Below are 21,443 nucleotides of genomic sequence, written 5' to 3'. Positions count from 1 at the left end.
ATGGCTATCACTAACTAGTTACAGGATACAAAACAAAAAAAGGAAGCCTTCGTCGGGCTTCCTTTTCTTTAGTTCCTTAGTAACCGTAAGCTGTTTAGGATGACGAGAATCGTACTTCCTTCATGACCGATGACGCCAAATGGTAGATCAAGGAATTGCAGGAAGTTGGATAAAATCAGAATCATGATGACCGAAATCGAGAAAATCACGTTCTGTTTGATGATTCGATTCATTTTCTTCGATAACTTAACGGCTTCCGCAATACGCGGAAGGTCATTCTTCATTAGTACGACATCTGCCGTTTCCAAGGCAACGTCGGTTCCTTCACCCATGGCGATCCCGACAGAAGCGGTAGCTAGTGCAGGTGCATCATTGATTCCATCTCCGACCATCGCAACTGTGCCGTATTGTTCTTTAAGTTTTTTCACTTCATTTACTTTCGTTTCAGGCAGGCATTCCGCAATATAATCATCGATATGGCTTTCGGAGGCAATCGCTTTTGCCGTATTGTGACTATCGCCAGTCAGCATGATGGTATGGAGGCCTTCTTCTTTCAAGGCTTCGATTGCTTTAATCGTTTCTTCACGGACCACGTCTTTCAATGTAAGGATGCCGGCAATCCCTTTATCATCACGTGCATACACAACGGTCTTTCCTTGTTCAGCCAGTGTCAGCGCAATACCATTCTGGAATCGTTCAGCTTCATTACGGCCGACGAAATCGGCTTTTCCGACTTGCCAAAGGACCCCGTTGAAATAGGCTTGCACGCCGTTACCAGAGATATCTTCCATGTCCTCGGGTTTGATGATTTCTCTTTCAATCTTCGTTTTAGCATAGCGGACAATGGAAGTCGCCAATGGATGGTTCGAATAATTTTCAACCGATGCAATATGGAATAGGAATTCTTCTTCGTTCAAATCTTCACGGATGATGACATCCGTCACTTCAGGTTTTCCTTTCGTCAAGGTACCCGTTTTATCCAAGGCGATGGCCTTCAGGTTACCTAAGTTCTCCAGGTGAACGCCACCTTTAAACAAGATGCCATGACGTGCGCCATTCGAAATGGCGGAAAGTGTGGCCGGCATGATGGAGGCGACCAGGGCACAAGGTGATGCGACAACAAGTAAGATCATGGCCCGGTAAAAGGTTTCGGTCCAGCTCCAACCGAGTGCGAAATGAGGAACGAACATCATCAAGGCTACGATGGTTAAGACGATTTTTACATATTTCCCTTCAAATTGTTCGATGAATAGTTGGGAAGGGGACTTTTCACTTTGGGCCGATTGAACAAGCGTAATGATTTTTTGAAAGAGCGTTTCGCTTGTTGGCTTCGTAATCTCCACATTGATCGTTCCACGCAGGTTCACGGTTCCGGCGAATACCTCATCGTCGATGGATTTACTGACGGGGATGGATTCACCTGTGATGGCTGCTTCATCGAGATTCGTACGCCCATCCGTGATTTTTCCGTCTGATGGCACTCTTTCACCTGGTTTAACCAAAATGGTATCGCCGACCGTCAAGTCAGAAATGGCCACGATTTCTTCATATCCATTCGTGATGCGGAGTGCTTCTTCCGGCTGCAGGTCCATGAGGGCCGAGATTTCCTTATGGCTTTTATTCATGGTGTAGGTTTCAAGCGCCCCGCTTAAGGCGAAGATGAAGATGAGAATCGCGCCTTCTGTCCAGTAGCCAATGATGGCGGATCCGATGGCTGCAAAGATCATCAACATTTCCACGTTCAGTTCTTTATCCGCGATGGTATCTTCAATGCCTTCCTTTGCTTTTGCATATCCACCGATCACAAAGGAGGCCAAATAGATGATGATGGATGGTGTTTCCATTCCGTTTTTAGATAACAGCCAACCTACCAGGATCAATACACCGCTTAGTAGGGCGGCAATCAGTTCAAGATGTGGCTTTGTTTTCTCGAGCCAAGAGGTGTTGCATTCAGTTGGCTGGGTCAATTGTTTAGTGTCTGTTGTCATTATGTTCCTCCTGTAATCTTCTCTCTATTGTTCGTAACTGATATTAATTATCATTTATAGGATATCTAATTGAGAAAGATAATCAGCGTCATCTTTCGGGTCGATATTTAGGGTCAATCAATGAATTGGTGATGAAATCAACGTTTTTTAAGCGTTTTTTATCATCTATTTCGTATGGTAGTATTATCTTAACACATATATTAGGAAAAAATAAAGAAGAATGATTCTAATCTAGGAAAAAATATAAATAAACAGTAAAGCTAATTTTAGGATATGTAAAGAGAATGAACCTGAATAATATAAGAGGGAATCAAGATACTACAAAACAATTAGATCCCGGTGGCAGACTGTTTTTCTTTGAAAAACATCAGCGCAAAGAAGATGAGCACTAGCATGATGCTGATTAGATAGAAAAAGCTTCCGCCTGGTAAGTGTTCGATGGCCAATCCACCGAAGTAGGGACCGGCGATGCTGCCCACGCTATAGAAAATGCTGCATAATAAATTTCCGGCCGGCATAAGATGGCGAGGCAGGATATCAGCCATATAGCTGATGCCAAGAGAGAACGTCGATCCTACCATCATTCCTCCCAACAAAAAACAGAAGAAGAGGCCGCTGACCAAAGGAGTAAGAAGCCCAGCCGCAGTAAAGATAAGGGACCCGGAAAAAATAATGACCAGCAAGATGTTCCTCCGACCGAAGCGATCACTCAACATACCCAAGGGAATCTGTGTGAGCAATGTACCGGCCGAGAAAGCAGGAATGATAATCGCTACGGCGGTCAGACTAATGCCGGAACGCAATGCAAAGACTGGAAAGTTGCTATTAAGAGATGCTTCAAGCACGCCAAAGGTGAATGGCAGTAAGAAGGCAACCCAGGCGATCCGGCTCACTTTCCAAAATCGCTTGAGCGTATCGAGGAAAGAGGTACTTTCGGTATCATCGTGTTCGGGAATTTCGTTCTTAATCAGGAAAACGGACATCCACGTAAGCAGGCTAAGAATGGAAGTGATGATGAAGGGCAAGGCTTGATTCACATCAAGCAACTTCGTCATAAGCGGTCCAATCATGAAGCCAAGGCTGAAAAACAATCCGTATATCGCGATATTCCTGCCCCTTTTCGCCAGGGGCGAAATGGCCGTGATCCATGTTTGGGTCGCAAAGTGTAACGTATGATCGCCGATTCCAATGAAAAATCGCAATATAAACCAAAACCAGAACGATTTCCAAAGCGGAAATAAGGCAAGCGAGAGAATGACCGTCAATCCACCAAACAAAATCAATGGTTTATAACCGAATCTACGGAGAGGCGCTTCCATAAAAGGTGAAATTAAAAGGATTCCAATATACAGGGAAGCGGCATGCAGTCCATTTAAAGAGGAGCTGAGTCCATCATGTTCGAAAATGACGGCGATGATCGGAAGAAGCATACCTTGTGAGAAACCGGATATGCCGACCATGAAGATTAATACAGGAATAAGCAGTTTTTGATTCATATTTTTCGTCTCCTATTTTATGTATACTAGTTGATGTTACATGGAAAGAAGAGGATTAAGCAATAGAAAATCGGGTAAATATGGACATGAAGAGGATTTAGAAAAAATTTATCTTTTTCATTTAAATAAAGAAATGTATGATTACTTTTGTTACATAATAAAATGGACATGAGAAGTGAGGGGAAGTTTCTTGGATAAAATATTTTTGGGGCTCGTCGTATTAGGGGTGCCTCTATCGTTCATTGGGTCTTTTCTCCATTGGCCTAGCGTCGTGATGTTCATCGTCTATTGCTTAACGATCATCGCGCTTGCAGGATTCATGGGCCGGGCGACAGAAAGCCTGGCGATTGTGATGGGACCGAGGATTGGCGGTTTACTGAACGCAACCTTTGGTAACGCCGTCGAGTTGATCATTTCGATCTTCTCATTAAAGGCTGGGTTGATTGGCGTCGTATTAGCATCTTTGACAGGATCGGTTTTAGGAAATTTATTGCTGGTCGCTGGACTATCTTTCTTTATCGGTGGGACGAAATACAAGCGTCAGAAATTCAATGTATTTGATGCGAGGCATAACGCAGGATTATTGATTTTTGCCGTCGTTGTCGCTTTTGTTATTCCTGAAGTGTTCTCTCAGAATATGAACGAAACAAGCACGATGTCGTTAAGTGTCGGGATTTCCGTTATTTTAATTTTATTATACTTAGCTGCCCTATTCTTTAAATTGGTGACACACCGCGGTGTATACCAACCAGCGGAAAAAAGAGAAGGGGAAGAACCCCATGAGGAAGAAGTTCCGGAATGGAGCAAGAAAAAGGCAATCATGGTTCTTGCCTTGGCCACCGTTGCAGTTGCTTTCGTATCGGAAAAACTGGTTCATACCTTCAGTGAAGTCGGGGAAACCTTCGGATGGACTGAATTATTCATCGGGGTCATTATCGTGGCCATCGTAGGAAATGCGGCTGAGCATGCATCCGCCGTCATCATGGCCTACAAAAACAAAATGGATGTTGCCGTCGAGATCGCCGTCGGTTCGACCTTGCAGGTAGCGATGTTCGTCGCACCGGTTCTTGTGTTGATCTCGTTAATGTTCTCAACGAATATGCCACTTGTCTTCACCTTGCCAGAGTTGATTTCAATGGTGACCGCTGTTCTCTTGATGATCATGATTTCGAATGATGGAGAGACGAACTGGTTTGAAGGGCTTACCCTATTGGCCGCTTATTTCATAATGGGAATTGGGTTTTATCTATTATAAACGTGGAAGGTCTTCCGTATCGGGAGGCCTTTTATTCATAAAAAGGCATACAAAAATGACTCTGCTGTGATTGAGACGTAGCAGAGTCATTTTTATAAAGGTATAGTACAATCCATAGATTCATCCAAAATCTTTCATCATGCTTCTGTTAAAGTAAAAAGATACTTCTGTTAAAGTTGTGAAATATTCTAGAGTGTTACACCGTCCTTTCGCATAGTGAATTTAAGTAGTGGCGAATACGTTTTCTGTCATCCTTTTAAAGGGCATCGTAGATTGAATCGATAAGCATACCTCCTGAATGGTATTAGGTATGAACGTTTTCGCCTCCTTTTTATAAGGTAGGTTAAGTATACTCCATCTTTAAAGAAAAGTAAATATTCAGAACTTTACAAATATGTTACAAAATAGACTTCCACCCAACATGTATAGAAAGTTGAATAGAAACAAAATCTATAAACAAAAGATGGAACCCTTTAAAGGAGACGACAGCATGAGACGACTTATTCTTATCACATTGATTACAGTAGTGGCTTTCATTCAGACGAATGCAGGTGTGGGAGCGGAAGACAAACAAACTCGGAACAAGGTGAATATCCCGCCTTCCGTTTTAAATGTCGCCAAGGAAAATACGTATCCGAACCCGACTCAAGATCTGCCAATGCTTCAGGCAAGCAAATTTTCCCAACAATTGATTGATTCATCGGATATAAAAATTGAAAATCCAGAACTCATTCATATGCTGAATGAATCAGCGATTGCGAAAGCGCCACTTGCCTTTGGGTATAGAGCGACGATTTACCTTGGCCATTGGGCATTGAATTATGAATCGTTGGAGACATCCCCTAATTGGGAGTATCAAAAGATCAACATGAACTACTATGATAATCGCGGCGGCGAGGTTCCATACCGGATCCGCTATGTCCAAGAAAGTCAAAAGGAAGTGACCGGGGGCTTGACCGCGAAAATTCCAAAGGCTGAAGATGTCCAGAAAATGATGCTGCTAAAAGCAACGGAAAAGACGAATTTGCCACTCGCTTTTAAAACCATCATCGGAGCCGGGACAAAAAAGGATGAAGTATACAATATTGCTTCCAACCGGATTGGTTATTTATCCAGCTATGCATCTGCCGTCAATGAAAAAGGGAAGGTCACCTATGGGGAAGTGTATCTGAACTTGAGGGGGAATAAGCGCACGATTGTGATTAAAAACATCACCTCGCAAGGCATCGGTGCATGGATACCCGTTCAGGACCACGTATCCTTCAGCTTTACGGTTACACAACAGCCAAGATAAAAAAACTCGCCGGTTTGGCGAGTTTCTTTTTTATCTTCTAAAATGGGTGTTGATTTGCGTTCCAGGCATTTCGCTTTCCGCGGGCGGGCGGTGAGCCTCCTCGTCGCATACGCTCCTGCGGGGTCTCACCTTTCCCTCAATTCCCGCAGGAGTCTTCACGCCTTTCACTCCAATCAACTCTCTTTCTAAACGTCTGAAAAAGATGGCCAACTGGATTTGGAGACAACCGGAAATGGCCAAGGAAGAGGCAATGGACAGCCTTTTTAAGCCAAAAAACCATGAAAAGTGTTCAAATTTAAAAGAGGTCCGTAATGAACCATTCTGGACCTCTTTTGTCGACAAACTAAAACTCGCCGGTTTGGCGAGTTTCTTTTTATATAAGGGATTTTCTCGTTTTGAAGTCCTCTTTTGGATAGTAGGCATTTTTGACAAGGACGTTAGGTCCAAGGCATTTGACCGCCGGGCAGTGGCAATTCAATTCATTGGCCAGTTTTGAATTCATCCATGTTTCATACGATTCAGTCAGTGGCTGATCTTGGATGTTCCCCAATGTTGGAGCATCGCCGAAGTCGGTCACGATGACCTCCCCGGTGAAGATGTTGACGTTCAGGCGGGATCGTCCATCCGGGTCATTGCGAACTGTCACTTTTTTTGAGCTATAAAGGCGCTTTAAAAGTTCAAGGTCTTCTGGATGGGCATTACAAGGATAGAATGGTAGCGTTCCGAACAGCATCCAGACATTTTCGTCCCGGATATCAAGCAGATGATGAATGGCTTCGCGCATTTTTTCCAATGATAATGTTTCAAGGGCCGAAGCAAAATCACTAGGGTACATCGGATGGATTTCGTGGCGCTGACAGCCCATTTCCTCGACAATCTGTTTATGGATATGCGCAAGATGGGGCAGTGTGCTTTTATTCAGCATCGTTTCAGCCGAAACCAACACACCGGCCTTTGTAAGGGCACGGGAATTTTCAATCATTTTATCGAATAATTTCTTCCGCTGTTCACGGGTAGGTTTACGATCCATCATGGCAAAGCCGACATCAATGAATTCATCAATCGTTCCCCAGTTATGTGAAATGTGAAGGACATCCAAATACGGGATGATTTCTTCATATCTTTCCAAGTCAAGCGTCAAGTTGGAATTCATTTGGGTGCGAACGCCGCGGCTACGCGCATATTTCAATAGAGGCAAGACATAATTCTTCACTTGTTTTCTTGAAAGCATCGGTTCGCCGCCTGTTATGCTTAGCGAGCGGAGCGATGGGATTTCGTCAAGGCGCTGAATCAATAATTCCAAAGGAAGAGCATCGGGATCTTTCGGTTGCAGTGTGTAACCGACTGCGCAATGTTCACAACGCATGTTGCAAAGGGTTGTGGTTGTGAATTCCACATTGGTAAGAGTGAGCTTTCCATATTGATCGACGTCCATATATGCTTCCCAAGGATCATACTTGGGTGTAATTGGTGTTAAGAGATCTTGCTTCAGTATAGACATGTTTAAAACTCCTTACGTAATAATGCACTAACCCATTATGAACAATGGGAACAAAAATTGTCAAATGGCGAACCCCGGACAATAGCTTACCATTGCACTTTGGAGCATTTTTCGTTACGATGGAAGGAAGAACAGAAGGAGAGTGCCTCATGGGAAAATCCATTACAGATAAAAACGACCAATTATCCTATCTTAAGGAACGCCTAACGATGTTCGTGGAGGTTCTGGACCATATCGAACCCGAGAGTACAGACCTGGAAGACATCGACCGTCTAATCGGCATGCTAGATGATCTTGAAGATAAAGTGCAACAATTCAAAACTCGTTCAGAAGAATAATACCTGTACGATACTATGATTTTTTAAATATGAATATGCTCAAAAGGGATGACGGGATAAATCGTCGTCCCTTTTTATATGCCATTTTTTATGAAGGAAAATGAATTACTTGTTTTCGAAAGATTATGGAAGATGTATAATAAAACGGGTGTCAAGTCATGACTACTTTTGTCGTGATATATCTAGGGGATTAAGAGGGGGAAGAGAAATTTGGATATTCAGAAATTCCAAGAAAGCATGTACAGTCTTATCGTTGAAACTTCAACGAATCTTCCAAAGGATGTTCGTCGTGCGGTCAAGAGCGCGAAACAACGTGAAAATGCAGGTACGCGTTCAGCATTGAGCCTAGCGACCATCACGAACAATATTACAATGGCTGACGACAATGTATCTCCGATTTGCCAGGATACAGGTCTACCGACTTTTAAAATAAAAACTCCTGTTGGTGTGAACCAACTTGAAATAAAAGAAGCAATCCGCAATGCCCTTATTTTAGCGACAAAGGCCGGCAAGCTTCGTCCAAATGCTGTCGACTCTTTGACAGGCAAAAACAGCGGGGACAACCTTGGGGAAGGTCTACCTGTCATGAAATTCGATCAATGGGAAGAAGATTATATTGATGTGCGCCTGATCTTGAAAGGTGGCGGCTGCGAAAATAAAAATATCCAATATAGCCTACCAATGGAGCTTGAAGGATTAGGGAAAGCGGGCCGTGATTTGGACGGGATCCGTAAATGCATCCTTCATTCTGTCTATCAAGCACAAGGTCAAGGCTGCAGTGCCGGGTTCATCGGTGTCGGTATCGGGGGAGACCGTTCATCCGGATATGACTTGGCTAAAGCGCAACTTTTCCGTAGCAATGAAGATGTGAACCCGAATGAAGATCTTCGCAAGCTAGAAGAGTATATTATGGAAAAAGCGAATGAACTTGGAATCGGAACAATGGGCTTCGGCGGCGAAACGACATTACTTGGCTGTAAAATCGGCGTCATGCATCGCATTCCTGCAAGCTTCTTCGTATCAGTTGCATACAACTGTTGGGCTTTCCGCCGCTTAGGTGTGAAAGTAAACCCGGAAACCGGTGCAATCAACGAATGGTTGTATCAAGAAGGCGAGAAAATCGACTTTGCTCGTGAAGCTGAAAAAGCAGCACGTGAAGAAGTGGCCGTCTCTATCGAAACAGACGTGGAAGCACCACGTGAAATCACGCTTCAAGCACCAATCACGGAAGAGCAAATCCGTGCGCTTCAAGTCGGGGACGTCGTCCACATTAACGGCAGAATGTACACAGGCCGTGACGCCATCCATAAGCACTTGTCTGAAAACCCTTCACCAATTGATCTTGATGGCCAGATCATCTACCATTGCGGACCGGTTATGCTGAAGGATGAAGAAGGCAAATGGCATGTGAAAGCAGCCGGACCGACAACAAGTATCCGTGAAGAACCGTACCAAGGCGATATCATGAAACGTTTCGGTATCCGCGCGGTCATCGGGAAAGGCGGCATGGGACCAAAAACGTTGGAAGCCCTGAGTGAACATGGCGGCGTTTACCTTAACGCAATCGGCGGAGCGGCTCAATACTACGCAGACTGCATTAAATCGGTGGAAGGCGTGAACTTCACTGAATTCGGCATTCCTGAAGCCATGTGGCATCTTAACGTCGAAGGCTTCACTGCCGTCGTGACGATGGATTCACACGGAAACAGCCTACACAAAGATGTTCAACAATCATCATTGGACAAACTGTCTCAATTCAAAGAACCCGTATTCAAGTAATAGAAAAAAGACGCTCGTCGATTTGGCTGAGCGTCTTTTTAATTACTCTTCCTTTCTGGGATTGGCATCAGACGTTAACTCTGGTTCTATTTCAGTTGCAGACTCAAGCTCCGGTTCCGTTATAGAAGCAGATTCTTGAAAAGACTCAGATTCCGCTTCAGGTTCTGGAAAGGGATCGATTCGTGAAATGTCACTCGAATCAAACCCGCTTCTCACAAAATAGACGAACACTCCTGCACCAAGCGCGAGACAACCGATGAACCCCATCGTAACCAACCATTCCAGCATGACATACGCCCCCTTTTCTTATGTATATGAAAAAAAAGGCGATTATTACCTGAAAGGAGTACAAACTAACGGAATTTACGGAACATATATTAGAAGGGAAAGGAGGGGATTTTATGCAGAACAATTACATCCTATACTTCATCGCCTTGTTGACAGGTTTTGCGTTCATTCTTCTTCCTGTGGCAGGCACGATTTTCTCCGGTCTAGGCCCATTCCTAGTCGTTATCGGAATCGTCATCGTCCTTGTTTTTGCCATCGCCATCATTTGGCAGGCAGCACAGGCATTATTTAAAGGATAAACAGACTTCGGGGGCCTATCCCAACTTGGGACAGGCCCTTTTTTGCGAGGATTTTATACATACGGAGTGGGAATTCGACTGTTAGACGATTAATTCGACGGTGGGCAAGCGGAATTCGACTTTCAGGGAGATAATTCGACCGTCAACCGAGATAAATCGACGATTACCTCATTTGAAGCTGGCCACCGGTGTGGGAATTCGACTGTTACGACGATTAATTCGACGGTGGGCAAGCGGAAATCGACTTTCAGGGCGATAATGCGACCGATAACCGGGATAAATCGACGTTTGAAGCTGGCAGCCGGTGCAAGGAATTCGACTGTCGCGACGACTAATTCGACGGTGGACAAGCGGAACTCGACTTTCAGGGCAATAATTCGACCGTCAACCGGGATAAATCGACGTTCACCCCATTTGAAGCTGGCCACCGGTGCAGGAATTCGACCACTCGAGTAGATAATTCAACCACGGTGAGCCATAATTCGACCACGAGCAAGATTAATTCAACCACAAATGAGAATAATTCAGCCACACACAAAATCGTGCATATAAATCCTTCCGTTTCAAACACTAAGAAAAAGGAAAATGGGGGACGATTCAATGAAAAAGATGGCGATGATGTCGGCTATTCTCTGTTTACTCTGGTCTTTGGCGAGCCCGGCTTTTGCAGAGTCCTATAATTGGGGCTTCAATAAAGGGAAAAACGGAACTCCGGCGGATGCGGGTAAAAATTTCAATGAGATGCTGCCTAAATATGAGGCGATTTATAAAGGGGATACCTCGAAAAAGGATATTTACCTAACATTCGATAATGGGTATGAAAATGGCTATACGGCGCAGATTTTAGATGTGCTAAAAAAACATAAGGCACCGGGGGCTTTTTTCGTCACCGGCCATTATTTAAAGACGGCGCCTGAACTTGTCGTCCGGATGGCGAATGAAGGCCATATTGTCGGAAACCATTCATGGAACCACCCAGACATGACGAGCGTGACAGACGGAGTCATCCGCACCGAGTTACTTCGGGTCAAGGATGCGACGGAAAAATTGACGGGGCAAAAAGGGATGAATTATTTGCGACCGCCGCGTGGGGTTTTTAACGAACGGACGATGAAAATTGCCCAGCAAGAAGGCTACTACCATATTTTTTGGTCGCTTGCTTACAAGGACTGGGTCGTCGATCAACAACGTGGAGCGGCTTTCGCCCATGATGAAGTCATGAAACAGATCCATCCGGGAGCGATTTTACTGTTGCATACGGTTTCAAAAGATAATGCTGAAGCACTCGATTCGATTCTGACGGATCTTGAGAAACAAGGGTACACATTCAAAAGCCTGGATGATTTAATGATAGAAAAACAACTGCCGAACAGGATGTTGTATTAATAGGAAAGGCGGAACCTGACTAGGGAAATCAGGTTCCGCTTTTTTCCATTATCCTCAATAACAAGTAATATTTTCGAAAACATGCTATAATACCTGGAAAACTGCTAAAAGGATGGATCGCTTGTGTGGACGGAAAAAGTAGAGGTCCAAGGACCCTATAATTTTGATCTTGTACTCGAACGATTATCGTTAGACCCACTTCAAGTAGTTGATTTTATGAACAGGACGGTAAAAGTTCCATTATATATAGAAAAAGTGCCAACCGTTTTACACGTACAGGCAATCGGTGACACCGAAGACCCGGTCTTCGTCATCAAAGGCCAATCAGAGGAAAACAAACCAAAGGCGCTGCAACGCTTAAAAAAAGTTTTCCACTGGCATGAGCCATTGGCTGCCGTTTCCCAGCACTTCCTGGAGTCAGATTTACGGGACATTTTCGAAGAGCACCGTGGCACGGCCATTGTCCTAGACTTCGATTACTATAGCTGCCTCGTCAAATGCATCATTCACCAGCAATTGAACCTGGCTTTTGCTCATACATTAACGGAACGGTTCGTTAAAACTTTTGGCTACCAAATCGATGGTGCCTGGTTTTACCCGACACCGGAAACGACTGCGCAGCTTCAGGTCGAACAGCTGAGGGCGATTCAATTCAGCGGCCGAAAAGCGGAGTACGTCATCGGTTTATCTCAGCAAATCGTCCAGGGTCACCTTGATGTGAATCAGCTGGACAAGCTATCCGATCAAGAGATTATGGATACACTTATAAAAATACGCGGAATCGGCAGATGGACGGCGGAAAACTTCCTGCTATTTGGCTTAGGGCGACCGAACCTTTTCCCAAAAGCCGATATTGGCATCCAAAATGCCCTGAAACAATTGTATGGCTTACCGCAAAAGCCGACCCATGAAGAAATGGAGACCTACAGTGTGAAGTGGGCCCCATATCTAAGCTACGCTTCCCTCTACTTGTGGAGAAGCATCGAAAAACGGAGTGAAAAGAAATGACAAACTTTCAAGATACAACCCTAGAAGTAAACCAAACCTTACCCTTAACGATTAAACGCCTTGGCATCAACGGAGAGGGAGTCGGCTATTTCAAAAAGAAAGTCGTCTTCGTCCCAGGTGCCCTTCCTGGTGAAGAAATCGTTGCGATGATCACGAAGGTGCAGCCGAATTTTTCCGAAGCAAAAATCAAAACGATCCGGAAAGAATCACCGCACCGCATTGCCGCACCATGTCCGGTCTACGAGCAATGTGGTGGCTGCCAGCTGCAACATTTAAGCTATGACCAACAATTGGTCGAAAAACGCGATATGGTCATCCAAGCGATGGAACGCCACACGGATTTCCCGATTGATTCATTGGATATCCAAGAAACGATCGGCATGAAAGACCCTTGGAACTACCGCAACAAAAGCCAATATCAAGTCGGCCAGAAAGATGGCAAGCTGATTGCCGGGCTTTACGGTTTGAATTCCCATACATTGATTGATATCCCGAACTGCCTTGTACAGCATAAGGCAACGAATAAAATCACGCGTACGGTGAAAAAGATCCTGAAAAACCTGAACATCTCAATCTATAATGAGAGAAAAAGAAAAGGTGTCATCCGTACGATCATCACACGCGTTGGATTTGAAACGGGCGAAGTGCAAGTGGTCTTAGTAACGGGAGCGGAAGAGATTCCACAAAAAGATCAATTGCTTAAACAAATCCGCGACCAATTGCCAGAAGTGAAATCGGTCGTTCAAAACGTCAACAACCAAAACACATCGCTGATTTTCGGCGAAAAAACGATCCACCTTGCTGGCGAAAAAGTCATCAACGAAACATTGGGTGACCTATCATATGAACTATCGGCGCGCACGTTCTTCCAATTGAACCCTGTCCAAACGGTTCGCATGTATGAAGAAGTGAAAAAAGCGGCAGCCCTAACAGGTACGGAAAAAGTCGTCGATGCTTATTGCGGCGTAGGGACGATCGGACTTTGGTTATCGGAAGATGCAAAAGAAGTACGCGGCATGGACGTCATCAAAGAATCAATCGAAGATGCCAAGAAAAACGCCATTAAACATAAACGCACCAACATGCACTACGAAACAGGAAAAGCTGAAAACATCCTGCCACGCTGGATCAGAGAAGGCTGGAAACCAGACGTACTAGTCGTCGATCCACCAAGAACCGGCCTGGACCAATCGTTATTGCAAACCATCCTGAAGGTCAAACCAAAAACCATTGTGTACGTATCATGTAACCCATCCACATTGGCAAAAGACCTGCATGAATTGAGTGCTCTATATAACGTAGAAACCATGCAGCCTGTGGATATGTTCCCTCAGACAAGTCATGTTGAAGTTGTGACGAAATTGACGTTGAAAAAGTAATCCAGATAAATAAAGATGTCCCATTCAGTCTCGGTTTTCGGTTCACTAACATGACCGAATTCCGGGCCTTTTTCATGGCGGCCCTTGGCTGGACTTTTAGAAGGCAGAGAAGATTTTAAAATAGTGGGAAACTGGTTCACATAGCCTGGTAACCCTTAATGAGAGGACTTGGATCTGAAGATGAAAGATAATTTTTGGCGTGATTTACCACGACCTTTTTTTGTACTGGCACCAATGGAAGAAGTGACGGATGTTGTGTTTCGCCATGTAGTGGCTGAAGCAGGCAGACCCGATGTATTTTTTACAGAGTTTACAAATTCGGAAAGTTATTGTCATCCTGAGGGGAGACAAAGTGTGCGTGGGCGATTGACCTTTACGGAAGATGAACAACCAATGGTTGCCCATATATGGGGAGATAGACCTGAAAACTTCAGGGAAATGAGCATTGGTATGGCAGAGCAAGGGTTTAAGGGAATCGATATCAATATGGGCTGTCCTGTCCCTAATGTAGCAGGAAATGGGAAAGGTAGTGGCCTGATCTGTCGTCCCGATGTTGCTGCTGAATTAATCCAAGCAGCAAAGGCAGGCGGCTTGCCAGTAAGCGTGAAGACAAGACTTGGCTACACGGAAGTCGACGAATGGCGCGACTGGCTGACACACATCTTGAAACAAGACATCGCCAACCTTTCCATCCATCTGCGTACAAGGAAGGAAATGAGCAAAGTGGACGCTCATTGGGAACTAATCCCGGAGATCAAGAAACTTCGTGATGAAGTGGCACCCGATACCCTTCTAACGATCAATGGAGATATCCCTGACCGCGAAACTGGCTTGGAACTCGCTCGTAAATACGGCGTGGATGGAATCATGATCGGACGCGGCATTTTCCACAATCCATTTGCCTTTGAAAAAGAACCGAAAGAGCATACTAGTAGGGAATTGCTTGGTCTCTTAAGATTGCATATGGACCTTCATGATAAATATTCAGAAATCGTACCACGTTCGTTCAAGCCCCTACCTCGCTTTTTCAAGATCTATGTCCGTGGATTCAGAGGGGCAAGTGAACTGAGAAATCAATTGATGAACACAAAATCAACGGATGAAGTGCGTGCCTTGCTTGATACCTTTGAACATCCTGAAGTGGTGGAGGAACAGTAGGAATATAATCAGACCTGGTTTTCGGTAAAGTAACATTTTCCGAATCCAGGTCTTTTTCATGTGTAGCTTGTCCTTACTCCTTCTCTAGAACTCCGTATTAAAAACTGGCATGGCTGGATCCGACCTTTCTGAATCATTATAAAGGTTTATTTTTGTTACAGTAAATTACATGTAATGGTAAAATAGTAATAGAATGTTACAAAACTTTTTTATCAGAAAGGAAGACTCCTAATGGACAAGCAATACTTTAATCTGATGCAATTTTTTGATGGGTATGTACGAAATTACCGAAGAATGAATCTTGCCAAATTACATAACCGTTCAATGTTTACGAAACGTGAAATAGATTATTTTGCCAATCTAGGTGAGATGTTGGGGTTTGATTCATTTATCGAAGATACCAAGTTTGATAAAACAATGGGGCGTTCAAGACCGATGGATTTGTCATGGTGGAAATACGATGGGAGAGTTGATGAAGAAAATTTTTTATACCTTGCCCTGCATTTAGAAAGGGAGTCTATTTGGACTAAGGATATGGAGACAATCGAAAAACTCTTTTCAGATACAGAAGAAGGGTTTATTCCACATAATGTGATAGGTATCCAATACATAGAATCGGTAGACAGAATGGAATCTCTTAATGAATTAATTGTTCAAAAGAACGTAGTGCAGAACTCGAATGTTCTAATGATCTATCGTTATTATGACGCTCTATTTGATGTACAAAGAGTTTATGCATATAATTTTACTCCCAATGGATTAAAGGAAGTGAGGAAGGCTATCTGTGACAAGGACGATTCTGGCTACTGGTTTATGTCATTTGAAGAAGAGTATGCTAATTTTCGAAAAAATAAAGAGGCCACTAATATAATGCAATAAGAACAGGAATCACAATGGGGGATCTACATTGTTGAGTTTTGAACATAAGAAGTCAATTTTTCATTCATTTAAAGAATTGCAGGAAAAACCAATCAGTAATAATAGAATAAATATTGTTTATCCTAATAGTTTGCAAAAAGGGAAGACTCTTGCTACCCAATTACATCCGAGTGGAAATGGGTATGTAGTTGGAAAATATATGGACCCTGAAACAATTATAAAAAAGGGTTATGAAGTGGATTCACGAGGATGGATAAAGATTAAGAATTTTTCATTGGAAGAGTTAAATGAGATTATTTCAACTGCAATGATTTCTATGTCAGGTACAGAAGCAAGAGGATAAGGAGCGAACGCTATAAGCTCTAATTAGGATACTGGAATTAAGCAAAAACATGTACCATTTGACTGTTCAACTTGGAATAAATTGGTTGTATGAGTAAGGTACTTCTTCTAATATTTCTTGTTATACTTGTCTTAGTAGTTAGACTGGAATATTGAAGGGTGATGTGGAAGTGAAAGCATCTGAAACGAATTTTTTGAAGTTTCTTCAAGGTACAAAACAATTTATAATCCCGATTTATCAGCGGAAATATAGCTGGACTGCAGAGCAATGTAAACAACTTTGGAACGATATTTTACGAGCGTCTAAAGATGATGATATAAAAGGACATTTTGTGGGGTCTATCGTTTACATTGAAAAAGGTCTATATCAAATATCAGCTGTACCGCAATTACTTGTCATTGATGGACAACAGCGTATGACTACACTTACTTTGCTATTGCTTGCTTTAGATCAGGCAATAAAAGACAGCGGACAAACGTTTGATATAACTAGAAAGAAAATCATGAATTACTATTTAGTAAATAATGAAGAGGAAGATGAGTTTTTTCATAAACTTCTACTGACTCAAACAGATAAAGAAACACTACTCAGCTTAATAAATGAGAAAGAGCTGCCTGAAGAATACTCGCAAAGAGTGTATGAAAACTTCCAGTTCTTTTTAGATAAAATAAAAAAAAGTGGAATCGATCTTAATTTACTTTATCGGGGCATAGCCAAACTCATTGTTGTAGATATATCCCTTGACCGTGATCACGATAATCCACAACTGATTTTTGAAAGTTTGAATTCAACAGGACTTGATTTGTCCCAAGCCGATTTGATTCGTAATTATGTTTTGATGAAACTTGATCCAGCCGAACAAGAGGTCCTATATAAGAATTATTGGCATCCAATGGAGAAAAGATTTGGTGACCTAAGTGAATCTTCCTTATTTGATAGGTTCATGCGTGACTATTTAACGGTCAAGATGGGTCGTATACCAAATATTAGAAACGTATATGCGGATTTTAAAGAGTATGTTGCACAACTAAAAGAGGTGGATATTGAGACAATTCTAAAAGATATTTATCAATATTCTAAGTACTTTGTGCACTTAGCTTTTCAGACCGAAAAGGATAAAGAGATTAATGCTATTTTAAAAGATATAAATTCCTTAAAGGTTGATGTTTCATATCCATTCTTACTTGAAGTTTATGATGATTATTTCAACCAAAAGATAACTCAGGCTGAATTTATATCGATTCTAAAATTGGTTGAGTCGTATGTTTTTCGTCGAGCAATTTGTGGAGTACCAACAAATTCACTTAATAAAACATTTGCAACGATAAGCAAGGAAATAAACAAAGAAAAATATGTAGAAAGTCTACAGGTTATTTTAGTACTTAAAGACTCTTATAAGAGGTTCCCGAATAATGAAGAATTTATAAGGGAACTTACCGTAAAAGATGTATACAACTTTCGGAACCGCAACTATTTGTTAAGGAAGTTGGAAAATTGCAATAGAAAAGAAATTGTCGAAATTGAAAGCTATACGATTGAACATATCATGCCTCAAAATGAAAATATGTCTATTGCATGGAGAAATGATTTAGGAGTAAATTGGGAAGAAGTTCATAAGACCTATCTTCATTCATTAGGGAATTTAACTTTAACAAGATATAACTCTGAATTGAGCGATAGACCATTCAAAGAAAAAAGGGACATGGATGGTGGCTTTGCTGATAGTCCGTTACGTTTGAATCGAGGTATAGGTCAACTTGAACTATGGAATGAGCAAGAAATTGTGAATAGAGGAAAGAGGCTTGCGGAACAGGCAATAGTAGTCTGGAGCTATCCAGAGCTTTCCGAAGAAATCATTTCACAATATAAGAAAAAGCCTAATGGAAATGAGAAAGTAAAATATACAATCAATGATTTTCCTGAATTAACAGGAGCAATGTTAGAATTATTTGAACAACTAAGAAAAAGAATTTGTAACCTGGATAGTTCTGTAAGGGAAGAATTCAAAAAACTATATATTGCTTACAAAACAACAACAAACTTTGTAGATATTGTTCCCCAAAAAAGTAGACTTCGTTTAAGTCTTAATATGCCATTTAGTGAAATACATGATCCAAAAGAAATATGTAAAGATGTTACGAACCTGGGTAGATGGGGAAATGGAGATGTCGAGTTCGGAGTTGCTAATGAAAGTGAAGCTGAATATGCCATGTTCCTCATACAACAATCTTTTGATAAACATAGGGACGAAGAGTAAGTATCACAAATATCGATTTAGAATAACCTGTCTATTTAGGTAGGTTATTTTTTCAGTTAATTCGCCTTTAACTCGTACTTGAAAATGTAATTGGAACTGTTGCCATACTCTATTGGTACTTTTATCATGTTATTGCTTTGAGTTTAATTTTAGTTGTATATAATTAAAAATGAAACAAGATGGGAGCTTTCAAATGATACATATTGTTTTCGGTGCATCCGCTTCAGGAAGCGTAAAGTTCGTTTTAAGGGAATTGGGTCTTGATAAAAGGGAGAAGGTTATTTCATTTTGGGACATGTTTTCAATCGGGCCCGTGTGGCAGCTGCATGAGGAAAAGGGGATTCAAGCTAGGTTTGAGTGGATGAAGACGTACATACATGACGAATTTGATGAATGTCCCGATTATGAACAGAAATTTGAAAAGACGATCAAACAAATACATTCTATTCCTGAAGGAAGTCATCTAACCATTTGGACTTCTTCTAATGCACATGAACAGACAGGATTGAGGTTGATTGTTTATCTTTTAAAAGAAAAAAATCTGGATATTAGCCTTATTAACACGACAGAAGCGTACGAAGAACTGTTTCAAGTGAAAAAGGTGAAATATACACCACTTCATACAGGTGAAATTCCCTCTGAAAAGCTTCAATACATATATGAACAGGGTAAAAGAAAGTTATGTACTGATCATGATCGAGAAGATTTAGAAAAAGAGTGGCAATCCCTTTCAGATAATCAAGAAACGTTAAGAATATGGAGAAATGGAAGAATTCAGAGCGTTCGTGAAGATTACTATGATGAGTTTATTATGAAGAAAGCTAAAAACCTACATGACCAACAAAAGACTAAGGATTTTATGATATCCGCAAGGCTCATTGGCGAGGTGTTGGGGCATTTAGATCAGTATGTAGGGGATTCGTTTCTTGAATGTCGACTTAAAAAGCTGGTTGAACAAGGGGTATTTGAAACGGAAGGTCATCTTGAAGGTATACGATTTTATAAGATTAGATTAAAACAGGATAACTGAGGAAGAGAATATGATCGGATTTCTTTTTTATTGAAATCAGGGGGGACAAAAATGAAGCTAATTAAATGGCTCGCGATTCCTATATTGGGATTGATCCTTGCAGGATGTGTGGATTCCACAGCGCGGGTTGAAATAAATAAAGATAAAAGTGCGGATCTCTCGCTTGAAGCAGCCATGGACGGTGATATGTATGCGCTGGCCGGTCCCTATATTGAAAAGGCACTGAAGGGGACGGATTACAAGCTGGAACAAGGCGAAAATGCCATCAAGGTGTATAAACATTACCCTTCTCTTGAAGCGCTGAACTCTATCCAGGACGGATCAGGTGAGAGTAAGATTTCCGTGGATGAGAAGGACTCTTTCTTTTATACAGCTTATGATGTGAAGGCATCCGTTGACTTACAAAGCCAGCTCAGTCGGTACATAGGGGATGTAACCAGCAACACCTTCATACAATCCATCATTCTTCAAAAGTTGGACCAATCGGATCTTAAACTGGAAGTAGCGCTTCCGTATAAGCTCTTTGGTTCAAATAATGCCGATGAGGAGAAGGGTAAAACCCTGTCCTGGAATATCTCGACAGCTACCGAAACGCCTGTCGAGTTTGAAGTGATTGTTCCAAAGGTTAAAACGATCGCCACTACGGCGGGAATTGTGGTTGTCTTCATTATCGTGGCCGTCATCTTGATTGTGAAAGGCAAGAAAAAGAGGAAATAATTGAGTGGAGACTTTCATGTAGCGGCATGGAGGTCTTTTTTGCTAGTGAGCTACTTTTAATATAATCTAGAGACATAAGAGTCAGGGCAAATGGTATTTGTATGAAGAAACAAAGATTTAAGGGGAGGAATCGTCCCTATTTTATTTTTCTTTTTATTACCTTAAAATAGGAAGCGGTGTATTTAACAAATATTTTCAATTTCTATTACTAGGTGTTTAGTTATGATTTATTATATCTAAGCCTACTACTATTAAAAAAGGAGAGGAGTAGGAAAAAATGAAATTTAAAACAAAGTTATATCTAAGTGCAGCAGCTTTAGTTGTTTTGATGAGTATCTTTTTAGTTGGCACTAAGTCTTATTTTAATAATAAAGAAATAAATGTAGCCAGTGATCAGTGTTATGAAAAAGGGGGGCAACCGAATGTTAGTATGACTGCCCTTACTCTTAATTATTCTTTTTCTTGTGAAAGTGAAACAATAATTACCTTAATAAAAGTGTAACTTATATGACATCTATGAATCTGACAAGTTTTTTTTCTTGTCGGGTTTTCTTTAGTGTATTGGTCGTCTCTATTTACTGGATAATTCCTTCATCATTAAAATATGTGGGATTCCGTCTTCCATAAATAGATCGGATGAAGTCCTGATATCCGAGTTTTTCATAAAAGCCTTCTGCCTGTTTTTGTCCATGCAATTTAACTTTGGATACTTCATTTTTTTCTGCAATTTCCTCGAGTGCTTTAATGATTATTTTTCCATAACCCAATTTACGGTAAGGTTTTAGGATGCAAATTCTTTCTAGCTTACCAAATCCACCAACCGTTCTTATTCTTCCTGTTCCAACTGGTTGTTCGTTGTGATAAGCCAAAATGTGTTCACATTGACCATCAAGTGTATCGAATTCGTCAAATTCATCTTCTAATGGAACGCCCTGTTCTTCAACAAATACCTTGCTTCTAATATGGAATGCCTGTTTTAGCTCATTCTCTTCGATTATCTTTTTTACTTTCACTTTTCTTCGTCCCTTTCTCAACTGTTTCAAGTTAT

General features: G+C 41.8%; 22 protein-coding genes and 1 pseudogene. 15 read left to right on the top strand and 8 right to left on the bottom strand.

The genetic code is table 11. The annotated features are described in order from the left end of the window. Window positions 1-68: 68 nt before the first annotated feature. Entirely contained in the window at window positions 69-1,988 is a 1,920-nt protein-coding gene (locus ACIQXU_RS10710) for a heavy metal translocating P-type ATPase (protein ID WP_402989124.1), read from the bottom strand. Window positions 1,989-2,317: 329 nt separating this feature from the next. Beyond that, on the bottom strand, window positions 2,318-3,484 hold the full coding sequence (locus tag ACIQXU_RS10705) for an MFS transporter (RefSeq protein ID WP_402989121.1): 1,167 nt from the start codon (window positions 3,482-3,484) through the stop codon (window positions 2,318-2,320). A gap of 190 nt (window positions 3,485-3,674) precedes the next feature. Here ACIQXU_RS10705 and cax point away from each other — a divergent pair, with 190 nt between their 5' ends. Together cax and ACIQXU_RS10695 are read left to right on the top strand one after the other, a co-directional pair. Next, on the top strand, window positions 3,675-4,739 hold the full coding sequence (gene cax, locus ACIQXU_RS10700) for a calcium/proton exchanger (RefSeq protein ID WP_402871770.1): 1,065 nt from the start codon (window positions 3,675-3,677) through the stop codon (window positions 4,737-4,739). Between the two features lie 490 nt (window positions 4,740-5,229). After that, window positions 5,230-6,033, top strand: coding sequence for a YfkD famly protein (locus ACIQXU_RS10695; RefSeq protein ID WP_402989118.1), 804 nt, complete (start codon window positions 5,230-5,232; stop codon window positions 6,031-6,033). A 30-nt stretch (window positions 6,034-6,063) separates the two neighbouring features. Here ACIQXU_RS10695 and ACIQXU_RS10690 read toward each other — a convergent pair whose 3' ends face one another. After that, entirely contained in the window at window positions 6,064-6,375 is a 312-nt protein-coding gene (locus ACIQXU_RS10690) for a hypothetical protein (RefSeq protein WP_402989115.1), read from the bottom strand. A 31-nt stretch (window positions 6,376-6,406) separates the two neighbouring features. Continuing rightward, entirely contained in the window at window positions 6,407-7,528 is a 1,122-nt protein-coding gene (yfkAB, locus tag ACIQXU_RS10685; protein WP_402872303.1) for a radical SAM/CxCxxxxC motif protein YfkAB, read from the bottom strand. 155 nt (window positions 7,529-7,683) lie between these two features. Between yfkAB and ACIQXU_RS10680 the strand changes: the two genes are divergently transcribed. Together ACIQXU_RS10680 and ACIQXU_RS10675 are read left to right on the top strand one after the other, a co-directional pair. Then, window positions 7,684-7,872 (top strand): SE1561 family protein, encoded by a 189-nt coding sequence (locus ACIQXU_RS10680; protein WP_402871764.1) that lies wholly within the window; start codon window positions 7,684-7,686, stop codon window positions 7,870-7,872. Window positions 7,873-8,082: 210 nt separating this feature from the next. Next, complete coding sequence (locus tag ACIQXU_RS10675; RefSeq protein ID WP_402989112.1) at window positions 8,083-9,651, top strand: fumarate hydratase; 1,569 nt, start codon at window positions 8,083-8,085, stop codon at window positions 9,649-9,651. Between the two features lie 42 nt (window positions 9,652-9,693). On the opposite strand, the gene ACIQXU_RS10670 is transcribed toward ACIQXU_RS10675, so the two are convergent. Beyond that, complete coding sequence (locus ACIQXU_RS10670) at window positions 9,694-9,939, bottom strand: hypothetical protein (RefSeq protein WP_402989110.1); 246 nt, start codon at window positions 9,937-9,939, stop codon at window positions 9,694-9,696. Window positions 9,940-10,052: 113 nt separating this feature from the next. On the opposite strand from ACIQXU_RS10670, the gene ACIQXU_RS10665 reads away from it, so the two are divergent. Then, entirely contained in the window at window positions 10,053-10,238 is a 186-nt protein-coding gene (locus ACIQXU_RS10665; protein ID WP_402989107.1) for a hypothetical protein, read from the top strand. 122 nt (window positions 10,239-10,360) lie between these two features. Here ACIQXU_RS10665 and ACIQXU_RS10660 read toward each other — a convergent pair whose 3' ends face one another. After that, on the bottom strand, window positions 10,361-10,588 hold the full coding sequence (locus ACIQXU_RS10660) for a hypothetical protein (RefSeq protein WP_402989104.1): 228 nt from the start codon (window positions 10,586-10,588) through the stop codon (window positions 10,361-10,363). A 14-nt stretch (window positions 10,589-10,602) separates the two neighbouring features. After that, window positions 10,603-10,770 (bottom strand): hypothetical protein, encoded by a 168-nt coding sequence (locus ACIQXU_RS10655; RefSeq protein ID WP_402989101.1) that lies wholly within the window; start codon window positions 10,768-10,770, stop codon window positions 10,603-10,605. Window positions 10,771-10,847: 77 nt separating this feature from the next. On the opposite strand from ACIQXU_RS10655, the gene pdaA reads away from it, so the two are divergent. From pdaA to ACIQXU_RS10605, 10 genes are all read left to right on the top strand, one after another. Continuing rightward, window positions 10,848-11,624: a delta-lactam-biosynthetic de-N-acetylase gene (gene pdaA, locus ACIQXU_RS10650; protein WP_402989407.1), complete on the top strand. Its 777-nt coding sequence runs from the start codon at window positions 10,848-10,850 to the stop codon at window positions 11,622-11,624. 123 nt (window positions 11,625-11,747) lie between these two features. Beyond that, entirely contained in the window at window positions 11,748-12,632 is an 885-nt protein-coding gene (locus tag ACIQXU_RS10645) for a DNA-3-methyladenine glycosylase family protein (protein WP_402989096.1), read from the top strand. Further along, window positions 12,629-14,011 carry a 23S rRNA (uracil(1939)-C(5))-methyltransferase RlmD gene (gene rlmD / locus ACIQXU_RS10640; RefSeq protein WP_402989092.1) on the top strand — a complete coding sequence of 461 codons (1,383 nt, stop codon included), beginning with the start codon at window positions 12,629-12,631 and terminating at the stop codon, window positions 14,009-14,011. Before ACIQXU_RS10645 ends, rlmD begins: the two co-directional genes overlap by 4 nt. A gap of 180 nt (window positions 14,012-14,191) precedes the next feature. Then, the gene (locus ACIQXU_RS10635) at window positions 14,192-15,169 is read left to right on the top strand and encodes a tRNA dihydrouridine synthase (RefSeq protein WP_402989089.1); all 978 of its coding nucleotides are present in this window, start codon (window positions 14,192-14,194) and stop codon (window positions 15,167-15,169) included. A gap of 231 nt (window positions 15,170-15,400) precedes the next feature. Continuing rightward, on the top strand, window positions 15,401-16,048 hold the full coding sequence (locus ACIQXU_RS10630) for a hypothetical protein (RefSeq protein ID WP_402989086.1): 648 nt from the start codon (window positions 15,401-15,403) through the stop codon (window positions 16,046-16,048). A 28-nt stretch (window positions 16,049-16,076) separates the two neighbouring features. Next, window positions 16,077-16,391, top strand: coding sequence for a hypothetical protein (locus ACIQXU_RS10625; RefSeq protein ID WP_402989083.1), 315 nt, complete (start codon window positions 16,077-16,079; stop codon window positions 16,389-16,391). Window positions 16,392-16,560: 169 nt separating this feature from the next. Beyond that, window positions 16,561-18,648, top strand: coding sequence for a GmrSD restriction endonuclease domain-containing protein (locus tag ACIQXU_RS10620; protein ID WP_402989080.1), 2,088 nt, complete (start codon window positions 16,561-16,563; stop codon window positions 18,646-18,648). A 193-nt stretch (window positions 18,649-18,841) separates the two neighbouring features. Continuing rightward, entirely contained in the window at window positions 18,842-19,678 is an 837-nt protein-coding gene (locus tag ACIQXU_RS10615; protein ID WP_402989077.1) for a DUF1835 domain-containing protein, read from the top strand. A gap of 51 nt (window positions 19,679-19,729) precedes the next feature. After that, on the top strand, window positions 19,730-20,395 hold the full coding sequence (locus ACIQXU_RS10610) for a hypothetical protein (protein WP_402989074.1): 666 nt from the start codon (window positions 19,730-19,732) through the stop codon (window positions 20,393-20,395). Between the two features lie 277 nt (window positions 20,396-20,672). Beyond that, window positions 20,673-20,897, top strand: coding sequence for a hypothetical protein (locus tag ACIQXU_RS10605; protein WP_402989071.1), 225 nt, complete (start codon window positions 20,673-20,675; stop codon window positions 20,895-20,897). 69 nt (window positions 20,898-20,966) lie between these two features. Here ACIQXU_RS10605 and ACIQXU_RS10600 read toward each other — a convergent pair. Then, a pseudogene (locus ACIQXU_RS10600) lies at window positions 20,967-21,408 on the bottom strand (GNAT family N-acetyltransferase). Window positions 21,409-21,443 lie beyond the last annotated feature (35 nt).

The organism is Peribacillus sp. NPDC097284 (assembly GCF_044761765.1).
Lineage (GTDB): Bacteria > Bacillota > Bacilli > Bacillales > DSM-1321 > Peribacillus.
The sequence above is the reverse complement of the archived record's forward strand: the minus strand, read 5'-3'. Positions and strand labels throughout refer to the sequence as shown.